This window comes from Sphingobium sp. GW456-12-10-14-TSB1, assembly GCF_059424385.1.
On the sequence record NZ_JBWKZI010000001.1, the window covers coordinates 2,097,795 to 2,121,037 of the forward strand.

General features: G+C 63.4%; 21 protein-coding genes and 1 tRNA gene. 11 read left to right on the top strand and 11 right to left on the bottom strand.

Annotation, left to right across the window (positions count from 1 at the left end; translation table 11 throughout):
- Positions 1 to 88: 88 nt before the first annotated feature.
- Complete coding sequence (glpX, locus tag AC07X9_RS10265) at positions 89 to 1,072, top strand: class II fructose-bisphosphatase (protein WP_026002107.1); 984 nt, start codon at positions 89 to 91, stop codon at positions 1,070 to 1,072.
- A gap of 57 nt (positions 1,073 to 1,129) precedes the next feature.
- Here glpX and AC07X9_RS10270 read toward each other — a convergent pair whose 3' ends face one another.
- From AC07X9_RS10270 to AC07X9_RS10295, 6 genes are all read right to left on the bottom strand, one after another.
- On the bottom strand, positions 1,130 to 1,507 hold the full coding sequence (locus AC07X9_RS10270; RefSeq protein ID WP_026002108.1) for a MerC domain-containing protein: 378 nt from the start codon (positions 1,505 to 1,507) through the stop codon (positions 1,130 to 1,132).
- Positions 1,508 to 1,584: 77 nt separating this feature from the next.
- Positions 1,585 to 3,372, bottom strand: coding sequence for a sensor domain-containing diguanylate cyclase (locus AC07X9_RS10275; protein ID WP_026002109.1), 1,788 nt, complete (start codon positions 3,370 to 3,372; stop codon positions 1,585 to 1,587).
- A 144-nt stretch (positions 3,373 to 3,516) separates the two neighbouring features.
- Positions 3,517 to 5,016 carry a catalase gene (locus tag AC07X9_RS10280; RefSeq protein WP_086485966.1) on the bottom strand — a complete coding sequence of 500 codons (1,500 nt, stop codon included), beginning with the start codon at positions 5,014 to 5,016 and terminating at the stop codon, positions 3,517 to 3,519.
- A gap of 117 nt (positions 5,017 to 5,133) precedes the next feature.
- On the bottom strand, positions 5,134 to 5,541 hold the full coding sequence (gene clpS, locus AC07X9_RS10285) for an ATP-dependent Clp protease adapter ClpS (protein ID WP_017181491.1): 408 nt from the start codon (positions 5,539 to 5,541) through the stop codon (positions 5,134 to 5,136).
- 111 nt (positions 5,542 to 5,652) lie between these two features.
- The gene (locus tag AC07X9_RS10290; RefSeq protein WP_017181492.1) at positions 5,653 to 6,483 is read right to left on the bottom strand and encodes a phasin family protein; all 831 of its coding nucleotides are present in this window, start codon (positions 6,481 to 6,483) and stop codon (positions 5,653 to 5,655) included.
- 130 nt (positions 6,484 to 6,613) lie between these two features.
- On the bottom strand, positions 6,614 to 8,353 hold the full coding sequence (locus AC07X9_RS10295) for a PHA/PHB synthase family protein (protein ID WP_017181493.1): 1,740 nt from the start codon (positions 8,351 to 8,353) through the stop codon (positions 6,614 to 6,616).
- Between the two features lie 143 nt (positions 8,354 to 8,496).
- On the opposite strand from AC07X9_RS10295, the gene AC07X9_RS10300 reads away from it, so the two are divergent.
- From AC07X9_RS10300 to AC07X9_RS10310, 3 genes are read left to right on the top strand one after another with little or no spacing between them, the layout of a single operon-like run.
- Entirely contained in the window at positions 8,497 to 9,705 is a 1,209-nt protein-coding gene (locus AC07X9_RS10300; RefSeq protein WP_017181494.1) for an LL-diaminopimelate aminotransferase, read from the top strand.
- 16 nt (positions 9,706 to 9,721) lie between these two features.
- Positions 9,722 to 10,204 carry a DUF2721 domain-containing protein gene (locus AC07X9_RS10305; protein WP_017181495.1) on the top strand — a complete coding sequence of 161 codons (483 nt, stop codon included), beginning with the start codon at positions 9,722 to 9,724 and terminating at the stop codon, positions 10,202 to 10,204.
- On the top strand, positions 10,201 to 10,770 hold the full coding sequence (locus AC07X9_RS10310; protein ID WP_017181496.1) for a (2Fe-2S)-binding protein: 570 nt from the start codon (positions 10,201 to 10,203) through the stop codon (positions 10,768 to 10,770). Before AC07X9_RS10305 ends, AC07X9_RS10310 begins: the two co-directional genes overlap by 4 nt.
- A 10-nt stretch (positions 10,771 to 10,780) precedes the next feature.
- On the opposite strand, the gene AC07X9_RS10315 is transcribed toward AC07X9_RS10310, so the two are convergent.
- Positions 10,781 to 13,345: an HWE histidine kinase domain-containing protein gene (locus AC07X9_RS10315; RefSeq protein WP_017181497.1), complete on the bottom strand. Its 2,565-nt coding sequence runs from the start codon at positions 13,343 to 13,345 to the stop codon at positions 10,781 to 10,783.
- Complete coding sequence (locus AC07X9_RS10320) at positions 13,338 to 13,877, bottom strand: biliverdin-producing heme oxygenase (RefSeq protein WP_017181498.1); 540 nt, start codon at positions 13,875 to 13,877, stop codon at positions 13,338 to 13,340. The genes AC07X9_RS10315 and AC07X9_RS10320 overlap by 8 nt, the downstream gene beginning before the upstream one ends.
- Before the next feature lie 243 nt (positions 13,878 to 14,120).
- On the opposite strand from AC07X9_RS10320, the gene AC07X9_RS10325 reads away from it, so the two are divergent.
- From AC07X9_RS10325 to AC07X9_RS10335, 3 genes are all read left to right on the top strand, one after another.
- Positions 14,121 to 14,990, top strand: coding sequence for an RcnB family protein (locus AC07X9_RS10325; protein WP_017181499.1), 870 nt, complete (start codon positions 14,121 to 14,123; stop codon positions 14,988 to 14,990).
- Between the two features lie 96 nt (positions 14,991 to 15,086).
- Positions 15,087 to 15,773: a 2OG-Fe(II) oxygenase gene (locus tag AC07X9_RS10330; RefSeq protein ID WP_017181500.1), complete on the top strand. Its 687-nt coding sequence runs from the start codon at positions 15,087 to 15,089 to the stop codon at positions 15,771 to 15,773.
- Between the two features lie 231 nt (positions 15,774 to 16,004).
- Complete coding sequence (locus AC07X9_RS10335; RefSeq protein WP_017181501.1) at positions 16,005 to 16,475, top strand: RcnB family protein; 471 nt, start codon at positions 16,005 to 16,007, stop codon at positions 16,473 to 16,475.
- Between the two features lie 208 nt (positions 16,476 to 16,683).
- Here the strand turns inward: AC07X9_RS10335 and AC07X9_RS10340 are convergent, their stop codons facing one another.
- Complete coding sequence (locus tag AC07X9_RS10340; RefSeq protein ID WP_017181502.1) at positions 16,684 to 18,264, bottom strand: lysine--tRNA ligase; 1,581 nt, start codon at positions 18,262 to 18,264, stop codon at positions 16,684 to 16,686.
- Positions 18,265 to 18,390: 126 nt separating this feature from the next.
- Between AC07X9_RS10340 and AC07X9_RS10345 the strand changes: the two genes are divergently transcribed.
- The 4 genes from AC07X9_RS10345 to AC07X9_RS10360 are packed head-to-tail and all read left to right on the top strand — an operon-like array spanning position 18,391 to position 22,629.
- Positions 18,391 to 18,759: a PilZ domain-containing protein gene (locus tag AC07X9_RS10345; RefSeq protein WP_017181503.1), complete on the top strand. Its 369-nt coding sequence runs from the start codon at positions 18,391 to 18,393 to the stop codon at positions 18,757 to 18,759.
- 41 nt (positions 18,760 to 18,800) lie between these two features.
- Positions 18,801 to 21,554: an ATP-dependent DNA helicase gene (locus tag AC07X9_RS10350; protein WP_017181504.1), complete on the top strand. Its 2,754-nt coding sequence runs from the start codon at positions 18,801 to 18,803 to the stop codon at positions 21,552 to 21,554.
- Positions 21,551 to 22,093: a SixA phosphatase family protein gene (locus AC07X9_RS10355; protein WP_017181505.1), complete on the top strand. Its 543-nt coding sequence runs from the start codon at positions 21,551 to 21,553 to the stop codon at positions 22,091 to 22,093. Before AC07X9_RS10350 ends, AC07X9_RS10355 begins: the two co-directional genes overlap by 4 nt.
- A gap of 14 nt (positions 22,094 to 22,107) precedes the next feature.
- A complete protein-coding gene (locus AC07X9_RS10360; protein ID WP_017181506.1) occupies positions 22,108 to 22,629 on the top strand; it encodes a GNAT family N-acetyltransferase in 522 nt (173 codons plus the stop codon).
- On the opposite strand, the gene AC07X9_RS10365 is transcribed toward AC07X9_RS10360, so the two are convergent.
- Both AC07X9_RS10365 and AC07X9_RS10370 read right to left on the bottom strand, forming a co-directional pair.
- Positions 22,624 to 22,965: a MerR family transcriptional regulator gene (locus AC07X9_RS10365; protein ID WP_017181507.1), complete on the bottom strand. Its 342-nt coding sequence runs from the start codon at positions 22,963 to 22,965 to the stop codon at positions 22,624 to 22,626. The two genes, AC07X9_RS10360 and AC07X9_RS10365, sit on opposite strands and share 6 nt — an antisense overlap.
- A 118-nt stretch (positions 22,966 to 23,083) precedes the next feature.
- Positions 23,084 to 23,158 (bottom strand) — tRNA-Glu (locus AC07X9_RS10370).
- Between the last annotated feature and the right edge of the window lie 85 nt (positions 23,159 to 23,243).

The window sequence follows — 23,243 nt, forward strand, 5'->3', positions numbered from 1 at the left end:
CGCATGATGACCGGCCTCCTTCGTCGCTCGACAAGGACGGGGCAACGGCCTATCCGCTCTGGCCATAAGGATAGGCAGAGGGATGAAGATGGTACAGGCAAGTTCGACGCTGGATCGCGTTCTGGTGCTGGAAATGGTCCGCGTCACCGAAGCGGCGGCCATTGCCGCTTCCAAGCTGATCGGCCGGGGCGATGAAAAGGCAGCCGATGCTGCCGCCGTAGAAGCCATGCGCCTGGCCTTCAACGACCTCTATATGGACGGCACCGTCGTCATCGGCGAAGGTGAGCGCGACGAAGCGCCGATGCTCTATATCGGCGAGAAGGTCGGCAATGCGATCGGCACCGGACCCAAGATCGACATCGCGCTCGACCCGCTGGAAGGCACGACCATCACTGCCAAGGCCGGTCCGAACGCGCTGGCGGTACTGGCGATTTCCGAAGAGGGCGGACTGCTCAACGCGCCCGACGTCTATATGGACAAGCTCGCGGTAGGGCCGGGCTATCCCGACGGCGTGATCGACCTGAGCCGGTCAGCCAAGGAGAATGTCGAGGCGGTCGCCGCCGCCAAGGGCGTGGAACCGTCCGACATCATCGTGTGCGTGCTGGACCGGCCGCGCCATGAAAAGCTGATTGCGGAACTGCGCGCGATCGGCTGCGGCATCATGCTGATCCCCGATGGCGATGTGGCGGGTGTGATCGCCACGACCGATCCTGAAACCACGATCGACATCTATATGGGATCGGGCGGCGCGCCCGAAGGCGTGCTGGCCTGCGCCGCGCTGCGCTGTGTCGGCGGACAGTTCAAAGGACGGCTGCTGTTCCGTAACGAGGATGAAAAGCAGCGCGCCCGCAAATGGGGCATCACCGATCTCGACAAGATTTATGACCTGAAGGAACTGGCCAAGGGCGACTGCATCTTTGCCGCCACCGGGGTTACTGACGGGTCTTTGCTCGACGGGGTCAAGCGGCTGCCGGGTGGCAAGCTGACGACCGAGAGCGTGGTGATGCGCGCCAGCACCGGCACGGTACGTTGGGTGAAGGGCGAACATCGGCTGAACCACAAGCCGGTTTGACCGACAGCGAGCCGAACATAGGGAAAGGGAGTCGGATGGCTCCCTTTTTTTGTGGGCCTAGCGCCCGGCGCGGTGGTTGAGATCGTGCCCTAGTGCCAGGATGCCGACGCCGATCAGCGTATAGACGCTTTCCTGCCAGCCATGGTCCATGGTCAGCGCGCCTGCCATCACCCCAAGCCCCAGCGCTCCGATCGCCGCGGGCATCATGAACCGATGGACCAGCGCGCCATGACCGAGCGCGATCGCGCCCATCAAGATGGCCAGCACCAGTCCCGCTTCGTGAAAGATCGGGCTTTCAAAAATACCGCCCGCCGTCGCCAGCAGGCCCAGCACGACAGCCGTGATAAAGCAATGCGCCAGGCACAGGCCCGACAGCGCGATCGCAAAGCGATCGAGACGGCCGGACATCAGAAAGTGGCGAATGGTCTGCGACATGCTGGTCGCTACATAGGCCAAACCGTTATAAGTTACAACATATCATCATGATTTATGCGCGATGGCCCCAAAAGCAGCTAAGCCGCCAGGCGCAGGCAGTTCCGGCCGCTATGCTTGGCGCGATAGAGCGCCTTGTCAGCGGCCTCCAGCATCGCCGATCGCGTTGACCCACCGTCCAGTCGGACCAGTCCGGCGCTGAAGGTCACGGAGATGGCCTCGCTCCCCGCCTCCCCCACGGGAATCGGCGCGACCATGCGAGCGCGCAGCCGTTCACAGATCATGCTGGCCCGATCAATGTCGCTATCGACGAGCAAAATCGCAAATTCCTCGCCGCCCAGACGTCCGATGCTGTCAATACCCCGCAATCCCGGCCGCAGCCGTTCGACAAAAGCGCTCAACACCCGATCGCCTGCGCCATGGCCATAGCGGTCATTGACCGCCTTGAAATGGTCTATGTCGATCAACAGCAGGCAGGACCGCGCGCCATGGCGTGCGCGCAGGATTTCCGCTTCCAGCTTTTCGAGGAAGGCGCCGCGACTATCCGCTCCGGTCAGCGAATCATGCGATGCGACGTCTTGCAGCGCCTGTTGGCGCGCCTTGTGCCGGGACATGTCGCGGATCATGCTTACGACGCCACTGGCGACGCCCCGTTCGTCAACCACGGCGCGGCTCACCATTTCGCACCATTGCGGATCGCCGCCGGACAGCAGGGACCGGAATTCGACGGTGTGGCTGACGCCGGGATTGGCCAGCGCGCGGCGATGGGTGGCGATGACGATCCTCCGGTCCTTTGGATCGACCAGATGGGCGGCGGACTGGCCGATCAACAGGTCTGGCGCGCAGCCAATCTGTTCAGCGGCCGATGGCGAGGCGTAACGGATGATACCGTCCACGCCGATGTTGAGCACCACATCGCCGCTATGTTCGGCAATGGCGCGATACCGCGCCTCGCTGTCGTGCAACATCAGGAACAGGCGGCGACGGCTGTTGAGTTCGGCCGTGATCAACATGCTGAGCAGAAAACTGAGCGCGATGTAGAATTGGAAATATTGCACCCGCGCGCCGACCGTTCCGGGAACGAGGTTCAGCGGGCCGAGCCCTTGCACGGTCGCCGCTCCCCCAACCACCGCCAGGATGATGATGGAGGCCGCCGCACCCACCTGCCCGGTGCGAAAGGCAATCAGAACCAGCGGCAGGAGTGGCGCGAACAGTAGCGGATAGCTGGCCCAGAAAAACACATGGACGATGGCCAGCGTGAACAGCGCGAGCAGCACGATGGCCTCGACCTTGACCCGCTTCGGCGTATCCCGCAGCCAGCGACCGCATTCGCCCTGCAACAGCAGGATCAGGATCGGCGCGAATGTCAGCCCGCCCAGCACATGCCCGCTATACCATTGCAGCCAGGATGCGCCGAACGGCACGGACGTGATGAAGGAGGCGACCGCCGCCGCCATAACCCCGGCGACGACATTGGCGACGCCGCATAGGGCGATGATGAACACCACGAGGGGACGAATCGATCCGATGATCCGGCGATCCGGTACGAAACGGCGACAGATGATCGCCACGATCAGCGATTCGACGACGTTGATCGCCGCCATGGGGATCGCGGCCAATGGACCCATGCCGAACAACGCAGTCGCGAAGGTGCTGGCAATGGCGCAGGCCATGATCGCGCGCGGCCAGTAGCGGGTGCGCGACGTCAGCAACTCCGCCATCAAAAAGGCATTGGCACCCCAGATGAAGGCAAGGCCACCTTCAAAACGAGAGATCAGCAACGCCATTGTCGCCACGATGAAATAGACGCTGCCAGTGACAACAGGCGCGAAGATCGAGGAGGAGTGACGAAGAGCGGACCGTTGCATATTGGCGGGGAGGCTAGCGCGGCATCCTTAATATTTGCTCACCATGAATGCCCGCGAGCGGGGAAAGCCCCTGTAATAACGATGCAAAAACCCCGGCGCGTGTCAGGCGCCGGGGTCGATCGTCATGCAAATCTGGCCGCGCCGTCAGGCCGATGCGTCGGACAGCAATTCATCGGTTGGCGCCGAGATGGACGGGTTGCGATCCTTGATCTTCGCGCGCGCAGCCCGCACGCCGGCCCCATAATCGGGATGGACGGCGTCAAACAGCTTGCACTGGCGTTCCTCGATAAAGTCGGGAATGTCGCCCATGGCAGCGGCGATATTGGCGAACAGCCGGTCCTTCTCGCCCGCATCGAACAGTTCGAACAAGGCGCGGGGCTGGCTGAAATCGTCATTGCCCTCCCTGTGGTTCCAACGGTCTGCATCACCCGAAATCCGCAGCGGCGGCTCCAGAAACTTATTGTCCTCGACCGGCCCGCCAAAGCTGTTCGGCTCATAATAGGCCGCCGGATTGGGGTTGTTGGGGGTGAAGCGCATCGCCCCATCCTTGTGATAATGATGCACCGGGCATTTGGGGGCATTGACCGGCAATGCCTCATAATGGGTGCCGATGCGGTGGCGATGGGCGTCGGCATAGCTGAAGATTCGCGCCTGAAGCATCTTGTCGGGCGAAAAGCCGATGCCCGGCACGATGTTCGACGGCGACATCGCCAGTTGCTCGATTTCCGCGAAATAATTGTCCGCGTTGCGGTTCAGCTCCATCACGCCAATGTCGATCGGCGGATAGTCCGCATGCGGCCACACCTTGGTCAGGTCGAACGGATTGTAGGGCGTCTTGTCGGCATCCAGTTCGGGCATGATCTGCACCTGGACCTTCCACTTCGGAAACTCGCCGCGCTCGATCGCCTCGAACAAATCCTCCTGCGTCGATTCACGGGTGCGGCCCACGACCTGCGCCGCTTCCTCATTGGTCCAATGCTTGTGGCCCTGCATCGTCTTGAAGTGGAATTTGACCCAGAAACGCTCATTGGCGTCGTTGATCAGGCTGAAGGTGTGGCTGCCATAGCCGTTGATGTGGCGCACGTCCGTCGGCAGACCGCGATCGGACATCAGGATCGTCACCTGATGCAGCGATTCCGGGCTGAGCGACCAGAAATCCCACATCGCCGTGGGCGAACGCAGATTGGTGCGCGGGTGGCGCTTTTGCGTATGAATGAAATCGGGGAATTTCAGCGGATCGCGCACGAAAAAGACCGGGGTATTGTTGCCGACCAGATCCCAATTGCCTTCGGGCGTGTAGAATTTCATCGCAAAGCCACGCACGTCGCGCTCGGCGTCGGCCGCGCCCGCTTCGCCAGCGACGGTCGAAAAGCGCAGGATCATCGGCGTTTGCGCGCCCGGTTGCAGCACCTTCGCCTTGGTATATTTGCTGATGTCGCCGGTGATGGTCAGCGTGCCATGGGCGCCCCAGCCCTTGGCATGGACGACACGTTCGGGGATGCGTTCGCGATTCTGGTGGGCCAGCTTTTCCAGCAGCTGATAGTCCTGCAACAGCAGGGGGCCGCGCGGGCCAGCGCTCAGGCTGTTCTGATTATCAGCGATCGGCGCGCCGCCGCTGGTCGTCATTATGGGCTTATCGGCCATGGTCATCATCCTCATATTGCGAATGATGAAAGGATAAGCGGCGCTCAGGTTCCAGAGAAATTGATTAAAACATGCTGACTGATCGAATTTTACGGTAAATTAGGCGTAGGTCGGCGATCAGGCCTTTTCCAGCGTGCATTGCAGCGGATGCTGGTTCTGACGGGCGAAATCCATCACCTGATTGACCTTGGTTTCGGCCACTTCATAGCTGAAAATCCCGCACACGCCCACGCCGCGCTGGTGAACATGCAGCATCACGCGAGTCGCCTGCTCCATATCCATGCGGAAAAATTGCTGGAGGACGTGCACGACGAATTCCATCGGCGTGTAATCGTCGTTGAGCATGAGCACTTTGTAGAGAGACGGCTTTTTCGTGCGGGTCCGGGTGCGCGTGGCGATGCCGACGCTGGGACCGGTGCCATCGCCTGGATCGTCCCGATCCTCCCCCGTCATCGTCGCGGGGATCATAGATGCTGTCAAAATGCTGGTCATGATGGTCGAGGATATGGCAATTTGCCGGCCCATGGCAAGGGGCCGCCATGGCTGGATGCGATGGTAACCATCAATTTTGCAGACGGCAAAAAGGGCGCCCCCCCCGATAGGGAGAGCGCGCCCTGATGCTGTTCGTCCGATCGCTTAGGCAGCGAGCGACTTCACCTTGTCGGTCACCACGGTCACGCGGGCGGTCAGCGGGCTGGCAACATCGCTGGCCAGCTTCATCATCGCTTCGCTGCTCTTGGCGGCTTCCTTGGTGAAATCGTCAAAGCTGCTCGAAAACATCTGGCTTTGCAGCTGGAAGAATTCGGTCGGGGTCTTGACGGTCGCGAAGGACTTGAAAGAGGCGGTCGCCTTTTCAAAGCTCTTGCGGCTGTAGTCGACAGCTTCCTGGCCCAGGGTTTCCATGCCCTTGGCTGCGATCTTGCCGGATTCGACCATCGCTTCGACATTGCCCTTGGCGATGTCGCTGAATTCTTCGATGGCCTTGGTCGACTTTTCGACGCTGGCCTTCGCCTTTTCGTTCATGTCGGCATAAACGGTTTCCAGCTTCGCCTTGGCGTCTTCAGCGAACTTCTTGCCGGTTTCGATTACGTCGTTCATCGTTTTGGTTCCTTCTATGGCGGACAGCGTCTTGAGTGCGAACGGTTCGGCCTGCTCGGGCAAGCTCTTGGTCATTTCGGGTTCGGCCGGAGCCTCAGGCGGCGTGGCGTCTACGGGCGCCTGTGCCTCTGGTTCGGCAACCGGTTCCGGAAGCGGCGGCGCGTCGACGGCGGTCGTCGCTGCAACAACGGCAGCGGGATTGGCGTCGATTGCTTTCACGCTGGACGCCGCCGCCTTACGCGGGGGCGCTTTCTTGGGTGCGGGGGCAATCGCCGCTTCGGCAGCCTTGAGCGCTTCGCTGGCCGACAAGGTCGTCGATGCGCTTTTAGCGCGCGGGGCGCTGCGTCCGGTCTTGGGTGTTACGGCCATGGACTTTCCTCCATTTGTTGCAGTGCACAATAGTCGCTTTGCCATGTGATTGCAAGGCTTATTGTGCGCTGCAACAAAAGCGTCACGCAGCAGGGCGGAGGAGGCGATCCAAGGGCTGGAAAAAGCGCGATTACCGCGCTTTTACATAGCGTCCGGGCGCATCTTCCACCGCCTTCAGCCGGCCCTTGCCCGGCACACGCGCCCCTTTGACCGGGACGGTCTGCGGATCGAGTCGTTCGATCCAGGCGCGCCAGTCGGGCCACCAGCTGCCCTTGTTTTCCTGCGCCGCGGTCAGGAAGGCGTCGAGCGTCGGCTGGCTATCCTCGCACGCCCAATATTGATATTTCTGCGCCGCCGGAGGATTGATGACCCCGGCGATATGCCCCGACCCTGCCAGCAGGAAGCGGACCGGCCCGGACAGATTTTCGGTAAGCTTCCACACGCTTTCCAGCGGCGCGATATGATCCTCTTTCCCCGCCTGCACATAAGCGGGCGTCGTGACTTTCGTGAGATCGATCGGCGTGCCGTCTACCGTGATGGCGCCGGGCACCACCAGCAGATTGTCGCGATAGAGCTGGGTGAGATAATCCCGGTGCCAGCGGGCGGGCAGATTGGTCGTGTCGCCATTCCAGTAGAGCAGGTCGAACGGCGGATAATCCTGCCCCAACAGATAATTGTTGACGACATAGTTCCAGATCAAGTCGCGACCGCGCAGCAGGTTGAAGGTGAGCGCCATATAGCGCCCGTCCAGAAACCCCTGCGATGACAATTGGTCGACCAGCTTCATCTGTTCATCATCGATGAACAGGGTCAGGTCGCCTGCCCGGCTGAAATCGACCTGGGCGGTGAAGAAGGTCGCGCTCGCCACCTTGCCCCCTTCCCCGCGCGCGGCCAGCAGCGCCAGCGTTGCCGCCAGCGTGGTGCCCGCGACGCAATAGCCGATCGTATGTACGCTCGGCACGCCCAGCAGATCGCGCACCGTATCGATCGCGTCGATCTGGCCGCGCAGGATATAATCGTCCCAGATCAGATCCTTCATCGATGCGTCGGCGGATTTCCAGGAGACCAGAAACACGCTGATCCCCTGATCCACCGCCCATTTGACAAAGCTTTTCTGCGGGCTGAGGTCGAGGATATAGAAGCGGTTGATCCATGGCGGGAAGATGATGAGCGGCGTCGCCAGCACATCCGGCGTGGAAGGCGCATAATGGATAAGTTGGTAGAGCGGGGTTTCATGGATGACCTTGCCAGGCGTCGCGGCGATATTGACGCCCAGTTCAAACTGGGTGCCGTCGGTATGGGTCAGCTGCCCCTTTTCCAGATCGGCCAGCATATGCTGCAAGCCCTTGACCAGATTTTCGCCACCGCTCTCGATCGTCTTTTCCACCACGGTCGGGTTGGTCAGCGGGAAATTGGAGGGCGAAAGCGCATCGAGCATGCCGCTGGTCGCAAAGCGCAGCTTCGCCTTCTGCTTGGGATCGACACCGTCAACGGCATCGGCCAGTTGCAGCATATAGTCCGAAACGAGCAGATAGCTTTGCCGGATCAGGTCGTAAAAGGGGTGCTGGGTCCAGGCGGGATCGGCAAAGCGGCGGTCCTTGCGCGCGGCCGGGCTGTCGGCGGGCACGGGTTCGGGCTTGTCGCGGAACATACCGCCTGAATCGATGAAGCGCTGCCACATCGCCAGCCCTTCGTCAGCGAAACTCGTCTGGATACGCGCCACCGTTTCGGGCGAAAAGGGGAGCGTCTGGCCCGCAGCGCCCGCCGCCTGTTCCAGCATCAGTTGCTGGGCCTGACCAATTGCGTGGGTCCATTGCTGCATCTGTTCCAGCGTAGGCAGATGCGGCTCCATGATGTCGGCTTTATCCATGGCCACTCTCCTGTTCCTGGCATCGTTTCATCGCATCGCTTTTTCTGGCGCGGCGCAAGCTGGCCGGTTATAGCCAGATTGTGACGCGGCAACGGCGCGACACGCACTATTCCCTACCGAGCGCTTTCAGGAAAGCCCCCAAAATGTCCGAAGAATTCTACCGCATGAAACGCCTGCCCCCCTATGTCATCGCCGAAGTGAACGCGATGCGGGCGGCCGCGCGCGCGGCGGGAGAGGATATTATCGACCTGGGCATGGGCAATCCCGATCTGCCGCCGCCGTCCCATGTCATCGACAAGCTGGTCGAGGTAGCGCGCAAGCCCGACGCCCATGGCTATTCCCAGTCGAAGGGGATTCCGGGCCTCCGCAAGGCGCAGGCCAACTATTATGGCCGCCGCTTCGGCGTGGATGTCGACCCGGAAACCGAGGTCGTCGTGACCATGGGATCCAAGGAAGGTCTGGCGAGCCTGGCCACCGCGATCACGGCGCCGGGCGATGTCGTGCTGGCCCCCAACCCTAGCTATCCGATCCATATGTTCGGCTTCATCCTGGCGGGCGCGACCATCCGGTCGGTGCCGACGACTCCGGACGACAATTATTTCCGCTCGCTCGACCGCGCCATGGCCTTCACCGTGCCGCGCCCGTCGATCCTGGTGGTCAATTATCCATCCAACCCGACCGCCGAGACGGTGGACCTGGCCTTTTACGAGCGACTGGTCGCCTGGGCGAAGGAGAATAAGGTGTGGGTCTTGTCCGACCTTGCCTATTCCGAACTTTATTATGACGGCAACCCGACGCCGTCCATCCTGCAGGTGCCCGGCGCGAAGGACATTGCCATCGAGTTCACCTCGCTCAGCAAGACCTATTCGATGGCGGGCTGGCGGATCGGCTTTGCGGTCGGCAACAAGCAACTGATCGCGGCGATGAGCCGGGTGAAATCCTATCTCGACTATGGCGCGTTCACGCCGATCCAGGCGGCGGCCTGCGCCGCGCTCAACGGGCCGCAGGATATCGTGCAGAAGAATCGCGAACTGTACCACAAGCGCCGCGACGTGCTGGTCGAAAGCTTTGGCCGCGCCGGATGGGACATCCCCGCCCCACCCGCGTCCATGTTCGCCTGGGCGCCGTTGCCGCCTGCGCTGAAGGATATGGGCAGCCTGGAATTTTCCAAGCAATTGCTGACCCATGCCAAGGTCGCAGTTGCGCCGGGCGTCGGCTATGGCGAGGATGGCGAAGGCTATGTCCGCATCGCCATGGTGGAAAATGAACAGCGGCTGCGGCAGGCGGCCCGCAACGTGAAGAAATATCTTCAGTCGATGGGCGTCAATACGCCAGCCAAGGGCGCGGCTTGACGATCGCAGTCGCGCCATGATCCCCCTTCCCCAGGTTTCGCTGGTCTCTCAGACGATCCAGCTGGCGCTTGCCCCGGTGTTCCTGCTCGCCGGGATCGGCGCGTTCCTGAATGTCTCCGTCAGCCGGCTGGCGCGGATCATCGACCGGGCGCGGACGGTGGAGGCGGCGATCCTGACCACGCGCGGACGCGAGCATGACCGGCTGGTGCATGAAATCCGCGTCCTCGACCAGCGAATGAGCGTCGTCAATATGGCGATCTTCCTGTCGGTTGCGTCCGCCTGCGCCGTCTGTCTGGTCGTCATCCTGCTGTTTGCGGGCAATTTGTTCGACGCCCATCTGGGGACGCCGATCGCCATATTGTTCAGCCTGGCGATGCTGTTGCAGGCAGGCGGCTTTGCGACCTTCATTCAGGAGATCCGGCTGGGGTCGAAGATCATCCATGTCCGCAACGAAGTCCTGTACCATAAGGCCGAGATGGAAGAGCCGGACGCCGAATGACGCGCTTCACCGTCAATGACCGGCCAGTCCAGTATCGCATGGACCCGGACACGCCGCTGCTATGGGCGCTGCGCGACGCATCGAACCTGACCGGCACCAAATATGGCTGCGGCACGGGCGACTGTGGCGCCTGCACGGTGGATATAGACGGGGAAGCGGTACGCTCCTGCCAAGTGACGATCGGCAAGACCGAAGGGCGTTTCGTCACCACGATCGAGGCGCTGTCGCCCGATCGCGGTCATCCCCTGCAACAGGCGTTCGCCGCCGACAATGTGTCGCAATGCGGCTATTGCATCCCCGGCATGATCATGGCGGCGTCGGTGCTGCTGCGCCGGACCAATGATCCAAGCGACGCGGAAATTGACGCGGCGATCACCAATATCTGCCGGTGCGGCATCTATCCCCGGCTGCGCGGCGCGATCCGCCGGGCCGGGCGGATCATGCGGGGCGAAGATACGGGCACAGGCGATCAGGGCGCCGCCGCGCCGCCGCCGGGCATCACCCCGGAGGAGGCGGCCCGTACGATCCCGGCACTTGGTCGGCCAGCGCCTGCGCCCAAGCCATAGCGCTGCCCGACTAGGCTGCGTCCTCGATCAGCGGCGTCATCGCCTGCGCCAGCGTCGCGCCCGAATAGGGCTTCTTGACCAGCGTGACATCGGCGAAGCGATCCGGCAGTTCCAGTCCGTCACCATAGCCGGTCGCAAACAGGAAAGGGATGCCCTGCTCCGCCAGCAGATCGGCCACCGGCATGCTGGTTTCCGCGCCCAGGTTGAAATCGAGCACCGCCAGATCGACCGGATGCTGTTGAAGGGCTTCGCGCGCGCGGGCGGTGGTGGCGGCGGTCGTCACATCCGCGCCCAGATCGCGCAGGGCGTCCTCCCCGTCCATGGCGATGATCATATTATCTTCCACCAGCAGGACGTGACGCCCCTTGAGCAATGCAGGCGTCACGGCAACGACGGGGCGCGAACGATCCGTGCCGACGACGTCGGGCAGCACCGACACGACATGGGTGGAAGGGATGCAGAAATGCGCCTCCAGCCCGGCCAGCCGGTAGTGGATTTCGGCGCGGCCATCCAGATCATAGGGGATGGATCGCTCGATCACGGTCGATCCAAAACCCCGCCGCGTGGGCGCGACCACCGCCGGACCGCCACTTTCGCGCCAGTCGATCAGCAGGCTGCCATCCTGATCCACGCGCCAGTCGATCGTCACGGTGCCATTGTCCGACAGCGCGCCATATTTGGCGGCATTGGTCAGCATTTCGTGGATCACCAGCGCCATGACCGTGAAGCAGCCAGGCGTCAGCAGCACATTGGGACCAGACAGCCGGACCCGGTCGCGCCGTTCACCCAGATACACGCCCGCCTCAACCTCTATCAAGTCGTAGAGGCGTGCGGGACTCCAGCGGTCGGCAGTGATCTGGTCGTGGGCGCGGGCCAGCGCGTGGATGCGGCTTTCCAGCGTGCCGATGAAATCCTCTACCGACACGGCGCTGCTGCGCGTCTGGGACAAAAGCCCGCGAATCAGCGCCAATATGTTGCGGACCCGGTGATTGAGTTCCGCGATCAGCAATTCCTGCTTCTCATGCGCGCGCTGCCGTTCCGCATCCGCTGAATCGGACAGGCGCAGCACGACCTCCAGCAGGGCTGTGCGCAGGGCTTCGGCGACGCGCAATTGCGCGGGGACGAAAGGCAATGCCGTTCCCTTCACCAGTTCCGACCATTCCTCGAAACTTTTGCGCGGGGTGAGCCGCGGGCCGTTGGGGCCATATTCGATATGCTTGTCCTGATTGCCTGCCCAGCGCACCGCGCGCAACTGTTCGGCACGGAACAACACCACATAGTCGCGCGGTCGGCGCGACAGCGGAATGGCGAGCAGTCCGGAGGCGCGATCGGCATAGGCGGCCGCTTCGGGCAGGACGCGGCCGAGCGCATCAGTCGTATAGACCTGACTGGCGGCGACGCGGTTGAGCATGGAGACGATGCCGGCGAACGCCGCCGTGTCAGGGGTCAGCCCCGACAGGCTGATCTGCCCGTCAATATAGACACCAACGCCATCGGCCGGAATCGTGTCGAAGATGATGTCGCCCAGCCAGCGCGCGTTGGACAGCAGGTCATGATCCTGCGCCACGGCCGACATGAGCCGGTCGGCAACCTGTCTCGCCTTGCCCTCATAGTCGGCTGTCTCCGCGCGTTCGCGGCTTTCCAGCATCATCGAGAATATCTGGCCGAACAGTTCCGCCGCGCTGCGCTGGGCAAAGGTCGGCAGGCGCGGGGCGTAGTGGTGGCAGGCGAACAGCCCCCATAGCCGCCCTTCGACGATGATGGAGATGGAGAGCGACGCCCCCACCCCCATGTTGCGCAGATATTCGATATGGATGGGTGATACCGCGCGCGTGAGGCAGAGCGACATGTCGAGCGCCGCGCCGGTCGGATCAAGCGTCGGGACGATCGGCACGGGCTGCGCATGAACATCGGCGATCACCCGGAAAATGTTGCGCAGATAGAGCGCGCGTGCCTGCACCGGAATGTCGGAGGCGGGGTAATGCAGGCCAAAGAAACTGTCGATGCCGGGCCGCAGCGCTTCGGCCACGACTTCGCCATCGCCGCCATCGGCGAAGCGATAGACCATCACCCGGTCAAAGCCGGTCAGCGCCCGCACCTGTCGCGCACCATCGCGCAGGAAAGCCGTCATGCCATCGGCCTGCGCCAGCCGCGCGACCATGGAGCGAACGGTGCTGCTCGCTTCCATCTCGTCGGCGCTGGCGGGTTCGGCCTCTATCACCACCAGCGGACCGGAAAAATGGACGGCGACATCGAACGGCGCGCCGCCAGACATCAGCGGCAGGGAGAAGATGCGTTCCACCGAGTCGGCGCCGCGCAGCAGGGTGATGCGGTTGCGCAGCGCATGGATGGCATCGGCATCCAGCAGGTCGCTGACCGGCTTGCCCAGCATGTCGTCCGGGGACAGGCCAATGAAGGCAGCGCTGTTGGCCGATACGCGCGAGACGAGCCAGTCGGCTGTCAGCGCGATCAGGAAACCGAAAGGTTGAACCGTGCCCAGCACATGGATCGGTTCCCGATCGCAATTGGTCAGATTAACGGCGAAGTCCGCGCCTGTACCGCCGCCATCAGCCATGGGCAGTGGCCAGTTCAGCGCGGGTTGCGGCGGCAAAAAGGGCGAAGGCGGCCTGCGCGCCCTGCACGGCGTCGTCCAGCCAGTCTTCGCCCCCGTCAGCGGCTGCCCGATCGAGCGCCTGCTGAAACGCGACCCAACCGCCCTTGCCATGGACGGCGGACAGATAGGCATGCGGCAGGCCGGGCGCGACCCGGCGCGCGAGCATCGCGCCACCCAGCCGCGACCCTTCCAGCGCATAAAGCAGCCCCCAGCGATAGCCATCGCGATCGGGATCGGCGAGCGAAAGGGGCGCAGGCATGGCCATATCCATCGCCGCGAGATCCGCCGCGATCATGGGCAGGCGTGGCGATTCGGGGCGCGCAACCGATTCAAGCGCGCCCAGCGCGCGGGCATGGGCCGTCAGGAACGCAGCATAATCGCTTTCTGAATCAAGCCGATAGGCTGAAAATAGGCCATCAACATGGCTATGACTGTCGCTGGTAGCTTCGCGCAGGGCCTGACGGACGCCGCTGACATGGGGAGATTTATTCACTCGGCAGTCCTATAGAGGGGGCAAGCACCCTGCACTGATCTGGATCAGCATTTGATCCGGGTCCGGCCGTTTTTAGCGGACAGACCGATACGAAAACGAAATAACGCGCGAGGCGGGATTTGGGTTCATTACGTCCCGCGATTCTTTCAAATGGCTGACGGACAGGTTCAGACTTGCGACATCGCGCGCGCCCTAGAAAGGCGGCATGAGGGGACAGGAGGTTCCCGCGCAAAGAAAGTCACGATGATGTTCAGGAAGATGATGCTGACGGGACTCATGGCCGCAACGCTGCTCAGCGGTGTCGCCCCCGCTTATGCCCAGAGCAATGAGAATGGCCGTGGCAATCGCGGCGATCGTGCAGAACGTGGCGGCGGTGACCGTCAAGCGTATCAGTGGCGCGGCAATGGGCAGCGCCCGATGGGCGGCGAAGGGCAGCAGGCGCAGCGCTGGCAACAGCGACAGAACCGCGCGGTTGCGCAGACACCGGCGCCCCAGGCCCCCGTACAGCAGCCCCGCGCCGACCGCCCGTGGCGGAATCCCGGCAGCTCAGCAGTAGTGTCCGCGCCGGATCGACAGGATGCGCGGCAGGACCGGCGTGGCGATCGCCGCAATGACTGGCAGGATTATCGTCAGGACCAACGCGCCGATCGCCAGGACTGGCGCAACGATCGCCGCGACGACCGGCGGGATTATCGCCAGGATCGGCGCGATGACCGGCGCTGGAACGACAATCGGGGCGTGGTGGGCAACTGGAACAATGGCCGCCGCTATGACGATCGCACCCGCTGGAGCAACCAGCAGCGCTGGAATCAGGGCTGGCGGCAGGACAGGCGCTATGACTGGAACAGCTATCGCAACCGCTATGGCAATCAGTACCGTCTGGGTCGCTACTACGCGCCGCGTGGCTGGGACTATGGCTATCGCCGTTTCTCTGTGGGTATCGTGCTGAGCAGCCTGCTCTATTCCAACAGCTATTGGCTGAACGACCCTTATGCCTATCGCCTGCCGCCCGCTTACGGCACGCTGCGCTGGATTCGCTATTATGACGATGCGCTGCTGGTGGACATTCGGGACGGCTATGTCGTCGACGTGATCCATGACTTTTTCTGGTAATCGCGCTCCCTGAAGTGGCCTTCAGGAATACTGGCCCCGGTGCGGTGACACGCCGGGGTCTTTTCATGGTACCGGCCGCTGTGGCAGTGTGACGGAATGACAGACAGTGACGATGATGGCGGCATCGCCTCCTCCGCCCGCGCGGCGATCGGGGCGCAGGTGCAGGCCCGGCTGGAGCGCAACCCGATGGTCAGCCGGATCGAGTCGCCCCATCTCGCCATCTATGGGCGGCAGGATTTCCTCAGCCCCGAAGAATGCGCCGATCTGCGCGCCATTATCGATGCGGGCGCGCAGCCTTCGACCCTGTTTTCGGGCAGCGCGAACGCCGATTACCGGACCAGCCACAGTTGCAATCTCGATCCCTTCGATCCGCTGGTCAAGGCGATCAGCGACCGTATATGCGCGCTCACCGGCCTGCCTGCGGATCATGGGGAAACATTGCAGGGGCAGCGCTATACCAGCGGCCAGGAATATCGGCTGCATTGCGATTATTTTCCGGTCACAGCCAACTATTGGCCGGCGATGCGTGTCACCGGCGGGCAGCGCAGCTGGACGACCATGATCTATCTTTCCCCGGTCGAGGCGGGGGGCGAGACGCATTTTCCCCATTGCGAATTCATGGTGCCGCCGGTCGAGGGGATGATCCTGATCTGGAACAATATGGATGCTGACGGCGCGCCCAACAATTTCAGTCTGCACGCCGCCCGGCCAGTCGAACAGGGCACCAAATATGTCGTCACCAAATGGTTTCGCGAACGGCCCTGGACGCCGAGATCTGTTTGAGAATGGGCCTTCGCCCATGCGCGCGGGAAAGGGCCGGTGCGGCGTCGATATGCGCCCTGCCACGCATTGTCGAACATCCCCAGCGATACACTTTGCGACATAAATGACTGAAAACTGACAGCTTCATTTTCAGGCCGTTCAGGCGCGCTGCGCCATATCTCCCTGTGTTGGCGACAGGGAACCCGGTCCAGCCGGACAGGGTTCAGCCGCCAAGGAAATAGGAGATATGCTATGCGTAAACTGATCATTCTGGGCCTGCTGGCCGCCACGGTCGCGCCTAGTGTCGCGTCCGCACAGTCCTATGGCGAAGTGCGCCGCAGCGAACGCAATCTGCGTGAAGAAAAGCAGGAATTGCGCCAGGCCCAGCGTTATGGCGATCGTCGCGACGTGCGCGATGAACGCCGCGATGTCCGTCAGGCCCGCCAGGAAGTTCGTGAGGATTGGCGCGACTATCGCCGCTCGCACCGCGACGTGTATCGCGGCGGCAACTGGCGCGCGCCGTTCCGTTACAACCAGTGGAATGTCGGCGTCCGTCTACGCCCGGCCTATTACAACTCGCGCTATTATATCGCCGACCCCTATCGCTATCGCCTGCCCCGTCCGGGCGTGAACCAGCGCTGGGTACGCCATTATAATGATGTGCTGCTGGTCAATGTCCGCAATGGGCGCGTGATCCAGGTGCATCGCGGCTTCTTCTGGTAAGAGGCCAGCCCATGGGGAAACGGCCCCGGACAGCGATGTCCGGGGCCGTTTTCATTGTATTTCCGCCCAACTTGGCCGCGCCGCCCGTTGCCAGACAAGCGCGGCCGATGGCACGCAGAACGCACCATCAGTCCGAAAGGGGGGTGGACCGTTGCGCAGAACGCGCGCCTGCCCGAAAAGTTCCGCTTTTCCGGTAAAATCCGCCGATTCAGGCTGCCAGCGCCTGACCAATCAGCTTCCGACTGTTATCGATACCATAAAGCGCGATGAAACTGCCCATGCGCGGCCCTTGGTCCGCGCCCAGCAGCGTCTGGTACAGCGCCTTGAACCAGTCCCGCAATTCGGCAAAACCGAACGCCTCATCCTTGCCGATGGCATAGACGATATTCTGGATGTCCTCCGCTGAAGCGTCGGCAGGCAGAGCAGCGAGTTCCGCGTCCAGCCTGCGCAAGGCCGCAGCCTCATTGGCGTCGGGCGCGCGGCGCTGGAGGGTGGGAGCCACGAAATCGCGATGATAGGCCAGAGCATGGCCAATCAGCGCGTCAAGATCAGGATAGGTTTCCGGCGAGGCATCCGCGACATAATTGGTGAGATAGCCCCACACCTGATCGCGGCTGGCATCGCCCATGACGCCGACCAGATTGAGCAACAGGCCAAAGGTCACCGGCAACCGGCCTTCGGGCAGCTTGCCGTCATGAACATGATGGACCGGATTACCCAATTGCTGTTCGACCGGCTGACCAGGATAATTGCCCCGGAACTGCCAATATTCGTCAACCGCGCGCGGGATGACGCCCATGTGCAACTGCTTGGCCTTTTTGGGTTCGCGATAGGCGTAGAAGGCCAGGCTCTCTTGCGGACCGTATGTCAGCCATTGCTCAAGGCTCAGGCCATTGCCCTTGGACTTGGAGATTTTCTCGCCCTTTTCGTCGAGGAACATCTCATAGTTGAAGCCCTCGGGCGGCCGGGCACCAAGCGCGCGGCAAATCTTCGACGATTGCGTGACCGAATCGATCAGATCCTTGCCCGCCATTTCATAGTCGACGCCCAGCGCATACCAGCGCATCGCCCAGTCGACCTTCCATTGCAGCTTTGCGCCACCCGACAGGATCGACTGTTCGACCATTTCGCCTTCATCCTCGAAACGGACGATCCCGGCTTCGGCGTCGACGACTTCCACCGGCACCTGAAGGACGATACCGCTCTTGGGCGAAATGGGCAGGACTGGCGAATAGGTCGCCTGCCGTTCCTTGCGCAGGGTGGGCAGCATGATGTCCATGATCAACTGATACCGCCGCAGCACTTGCTTGAGCGCGTCGTCAAACGCCCCGGCCCGATAGCGTTCGGTCGCGGAGACGAATTCATAGTCGAAGCCGAAGCGGTCGAGAAATTCGCGCAGCATCGCATTATTGTGATGGGCGAAGCTTTCGAACTTTTCGAACGGATCGGGCACCTGCGTCAGCGGCTTGCCCAGATGCTGCGTCAGCATCGCCTGATTGGGCACATTGTCAGGCACCTTGCGCAGCCCGTCCATATCGTCGCTGAACGCCACCAGGCGCGTGGGAATATCCGACAGGGCGTGATAGGCGTTGCGGACCATCGTCGTGCGCAGCACTTCGTTGAACGTGCCGATATGCGGCAGGCCCGATGGTCCATAGCCGGTTTCAAACAGGATATGGCCTTTGTCCGGCGCGCCATCGGGATAGCGCTTGAGCAGCTTGCGCGCTTCTTCATAGGGCCAGGCCTTGGCCGCCAGGGCGGCGGTGCGGAATAGATCGGTCGCGGTCATGACATGCCCCTAGCTCCGGACAGGCCGAAAAGAAACGCTCTTTGCGGGCAAATCTGCGTTAAGAACCGTTCGCATATTAGAGCTTCATTAACCCTATCGAGGGATAATCAGGCTTCTGGAGGCATCATGCAGATCTTGCGCACCCGCGAACGCATCGTGGTCGACATCGCCATCGTCGTCACGACCGTACTCGACAGCCTGGAAGGCACGATCGTCGACCTGAGCGAAGGCGGCGCGCAAGTGGTCGGCTGCACCCTGCCTGCCGGTTCATCGTGCCAGATCGATCTGGACGGCCACATCACCTTTGGCACCGTGCGCTGGTCCGAAGAAGACCGCATGGGCATTCGCTTCCCCTATGAGTTGAACGAAGGTCCGCTGTACGACCAGCTGGAACTGGCCCGCGCGGCGCGGCGCACGCCCGTCGCCTTCCAGCCGCGCGCCCGCATTATGGCCGCGGCCACCGGCGGTGGCGGTTTTGGCCGCCGGACCAGCTGAAACAGGTTTTCCTTTTGTTCCCGCTCGCTTAAACGGGGCGGGTGATCGATCCAGCATCCCTGCCAGCCCTCCACGCCAGTCATGGCGGCATCTGGTTGCGCGAAGGCGGTCGGACGCAAGGTCTGGCCAAGGGGCAGGCTATCGGTCGCGCGGCAGAAACGCCGGTGCTGCTGCTCAATGCGCCGCTGACCGGCCAGCGCCTGGGCTATCCCGATCTAAACGGCCTGGACCTGCTGGAACTTTGGGCGTTTCTCCACCCTGCCCGCTTCCTTGTCCCCACGCCCAAGGGGCTGGCGCAAGCGCTTGGCCTGCCGGTACCGGGCGCGGAAGCGGACATTCCCGCCTTGCTCCAGAATGCGACGCAGGCCCTGCTCGACCGGCTCGAATCGCCGGACTGGCGTGAGCGGGAAGGCGCTTGGACGTCGGCGCAGACGCTGCACCGGCTGCGCTGGCCCTGGTCGCCGCTGGTCGCGCCGCGCATCGCCAAGCCGCGTGAGGCCGAGCGCTGGCTGTTTTCCAAATTGCCCGAATGGGAGGAAGCGCAGCCCCGCCCTGCCCCGCGCACCGTGATGCTGGACGAGGCGCAGGTGCTGGACCGGCTCGACACGCTGACCGGCGCCGGAGCGGAGGCGCGTCCGGGCCAGCGCGCCTATGCCACCGCCGCGATCGGCCCGTTCCGCCCGCGCGCGCACCGCGACCAGCCCAACATGCTGCTGGCGGAAGCGGGCACCGGCATTGGCAAGACATTGGGGTATCTTGCGCCCGCCTCGCTCTGGGCGGCGCAAGCGCAGGGGACGGTGTGGGTATCCACCTATACCAAGGCGCTGCAACGCCAGCTTGACCGCGAATCACTGCGGCTGTTTCCCGACGCGGCGGTCGCGGCCAGGCGGGTGGTGGTCCGCAAGGGGCGGGAAAATTATCTCTGCCTGCTCAATCTGGAAGATGCGTTGCAGGGGGGCTTTAGCGGCCGGGCCGCGATATTGGCGCAACTGGTCGCGCGCTGGGCGGCTTTCAGCAAGGATGGGGATATGGTCGGCGGCGACCTGCCCGGCTGGCTGCCCACCCTGTTCCGCCGCAACGGCTCCACCGCGCTGACCGACCGGCGCGGCGAATGCATCTATGCCGGCTGCCCGCATTATCGCAAATGCTTCATCGAGCGGTCGGCCCGCGCGTCCGCCGATGCCGACATCGTCATCGCCAATCATGCGCTGGTGATGATCAACGCGGCGCGCGGCCGCGAAACCGGCCAGCGACCCCAGCGGATCGTCTTTGACGAAGGCCATCATCTGTTTGACGCTGCCGATTCGACCTTTTCCGTCGCCTTGTCGGGACAGGAGGCGATCGAGCTGCGCCGCTGGATCATGGGGCCGGAGGGCGGATCGCGCGGGCGACGGCGCGGCCTGTCGGCGCGCCTGTCCGACCTTGCCAGCTATGATGTGGAGGGCGGAGAGGCGATCCGCGCCGCCACCGACGCGGCGCTGGCCCTGCCCGCCGACGAATGGCTGAAGCGCGTCGTGGCCGATGAGCCGTTCGGACCGCTTGAAGCCCTCTTTACGGCCGTGCGCGGCACTGTCTTTGCGCGTGCCGCGGACACGGGCGAGGCCGATGCAGGCTATGGACTGGAGACCGAACTGGCCGCCCCGGATGGTCCGCTGGTCGAGGCGGCGCAGGAGGCCGCGCTGGCGCTCGATGCTTTGCTGCGCCCGCTGACGCACCTGTCGCGACGGCTGGAGGCAGTGATCGAGGATGCACCCGACTGGCTGGACGGCGCGGCGCGAGCGCGAATCGAGGGGGCGGTGGCCTCGCTCGGCTGGCGGCGCGACCTGATCAGCGCATGGCTGGCGCTGCTGGCGCGGATCGGCGGTCCGGCCGACCCCGACTATGTCGACTGGATGACGGTCGACCGGGTCGAGGGGCGGGAATATGACATTGGCATCCACCGCCACTGGCTGGACCCCAGCCGACCGCTTGCCGAAACCGTATTGAAGCCCGCACAGGGTGTGATCGTCACCTCCGCGACGCTGAAAGGCGGGGGTGACTGGAGCGACGCGGAAAGCCGCAGCGGCGCTGTCCACCTGCCCCACGGCGCCGGACGGTTCGAGGCCGGCAGCCCGTTCGATTATGCCGCGCGCGCGCAAGTGCTGATCGTCACCGACATCAAGCGGGGCGATCTCGCCGCCTTGTCGGGCGCCTATGGCCGCCTGATCGAAGCGGCGGGCGGTGGCACGCTGGGGCTGTTCACCGCTATCCGGCGATTGCGCGCCGTCCATGCCCGCATCGCCGACCGGCTGGCGCGCGCGGGGCTGCCGCTCTACGCCCAGCATGTCGATCCGATCGACACGGGCACGCTGGTCGATATTTTTCGCGACGATCCGCGCGCTTCGCTGTTGGGGACGGACGCGCTGCGCGACGGCGTGGACGTGCCCGGCCATTCGCTGCGCCTGGTGGTGATGGAGGGGGTGCCATGGTCCAAGCCGACGGTGCTGCACGCCGCGCGGCGGCTGGCCAATGGCGGCAATGCCTATGACGACCGGCTGATTCGTGCGCGGCTGGCGCAGGCGTTCGGCCGCCTGATCCGCCGGGCCGAGGACAAGGGCTGTTTCGTCATCCTGTCGGCCGCCATGCCCAGTCGCTTGCTCAGCGCCTTTCCGCCCGGCACGCCGATCCGCCGGGTGACGCTGGACGAAGCGATCATAGCGGTCAGTGTCGCTTCGCGACGCGAAACCCTTGGCGAAACTGCGTCCTTAGGGCATCAGGGACACGAATCCGGCCACAGCCATCTGGAGAGAGAATGAAGCGGCTGACCCTGTTGCGCCACGCCAAGTCCGACTGGGACGATCCGGTGGCCCGCGACTTCGACCGGCCCTTGAATCATCGGGGCGAGAAGGCGGCGCTGTTGATGGGCCAGTTTGCCGCCCAGCGGCAGATGCAGTTCGACATGCTGGTGGCGTCGCCCGCGGTGCGGGTGGTGCAGACGCTGGAGACATTTTTCACCGGCTTTGGCGAATCGCTCGACGCGCGTTGGGACAGGCGCATCTATCTCGCCTCCTCCCCGACATTGTTCGATGTCATCCGCGACCTGCCCGAAAGCACCGACAGCGCCCTGCTGGCCGGGCATAATCCGGGGCTGGAGGAGTTGATCCTCGATCTCGTCCCCGACGATGGCGCCAATCCTCTGCGCGAGGATGTGGAGGTCAAGTTCCCGACCGCCAGCATCGCGGTGCTGGACCTCAAAGTCGACCGCTGGAGCGAGGCGCGGGAGAATATCGCCACGCTGGTCAGCTTCACCCGCCCGCGCGATCTGGACCCGGCGCTGGGTCCGGGGACGCGCTGACGGGGCTGGCGGCCATGACGCCCATAATCTGGCGCGTCGCGGGGGCCGACGATGGCCCTGCGCTTTCCATCCTTGGCGGGGCGACCTTCCTGTCCAGCTTCGCCCACGACCATCCCGGCGCGGCGCTGGTCAGTCATATCCGCACCGCCCATGGCATCCCTTATTATGAGGCCGCACTGGCCGATCCTGAGCAGACCGTCCTGATTGGCGAGACACCATTTGGCGCGCCGGTGGGCTATGCGATGATCACGCCGCCTGACCTGCCGATCGCGACCGATCCGGCCTGCGACCGGGAATTGAAGCGGCTCTATCTGCTGTCGGGCTGGCAGGGTGGCGGGCATGGCGATACGATCATGGACCTGGTTGCGCAGGAAGCCCGGCGGCGCGGGGCCAGCCGCCTGCTACTGGCCGTCTATCCCCAAAATGACCGGGCGCGGCGCTTCTATGCGCGGCATGATTTCGTTGAGGTGGGATCGCTGACCTTCATGGTTGGCGACGTGCCGTTCCGCGACCTGATCTACGCGCGGCAATTATAGGCGAATGGCGCGGGCCAGTTGGTCGCGTATGCCCTCCAGCCGCGCCAGCAGATCATCGTGCGTCCCTGGCTCCGGCACATCCGGCGATACGGTCCCATTGCCATCGACCAGCATCTTCTGCGCGCCCTTCACAGTGAAGCCTTCGATGTTGAGCAGATCATGGATGCGACGGGCCAGCGCCACGTCGGCGGGACGGTAGTAGCGGCGATTGCCGGAACGCTGGAGCGGGCGCAGTTGCGGGAAACGCGTTTCCCAATAGCGCAATATATGCTGGGGCAGGCCCAATTCATCAGCCAGTTCACTGATGGTCAGCAATGCACCCTCTGCCTTTTTCATGACAGCAATGTTGCACCCTAAGACCCATCAAGGTCAATCACGGTAAACTACGGGTTAGCGCGGAAAACATGCAACTGCACAGCATCGAGGCCCGGCGATCGAACGCCCGCCTGCAAGATGGTGACCCCTACGGGAATCGAACCCGTGTTTCAGCCGTGAAAGGGCCGCGTCCTAACCGCTAGACGAAGGGGCCGTTGGCGGCGCCACCGGATGGCGCTGCGAAGCGAGGCGGGCATTAGGAGGAGACGGCGCAGGGGTCAACCCCCCTTTTTCCTGTG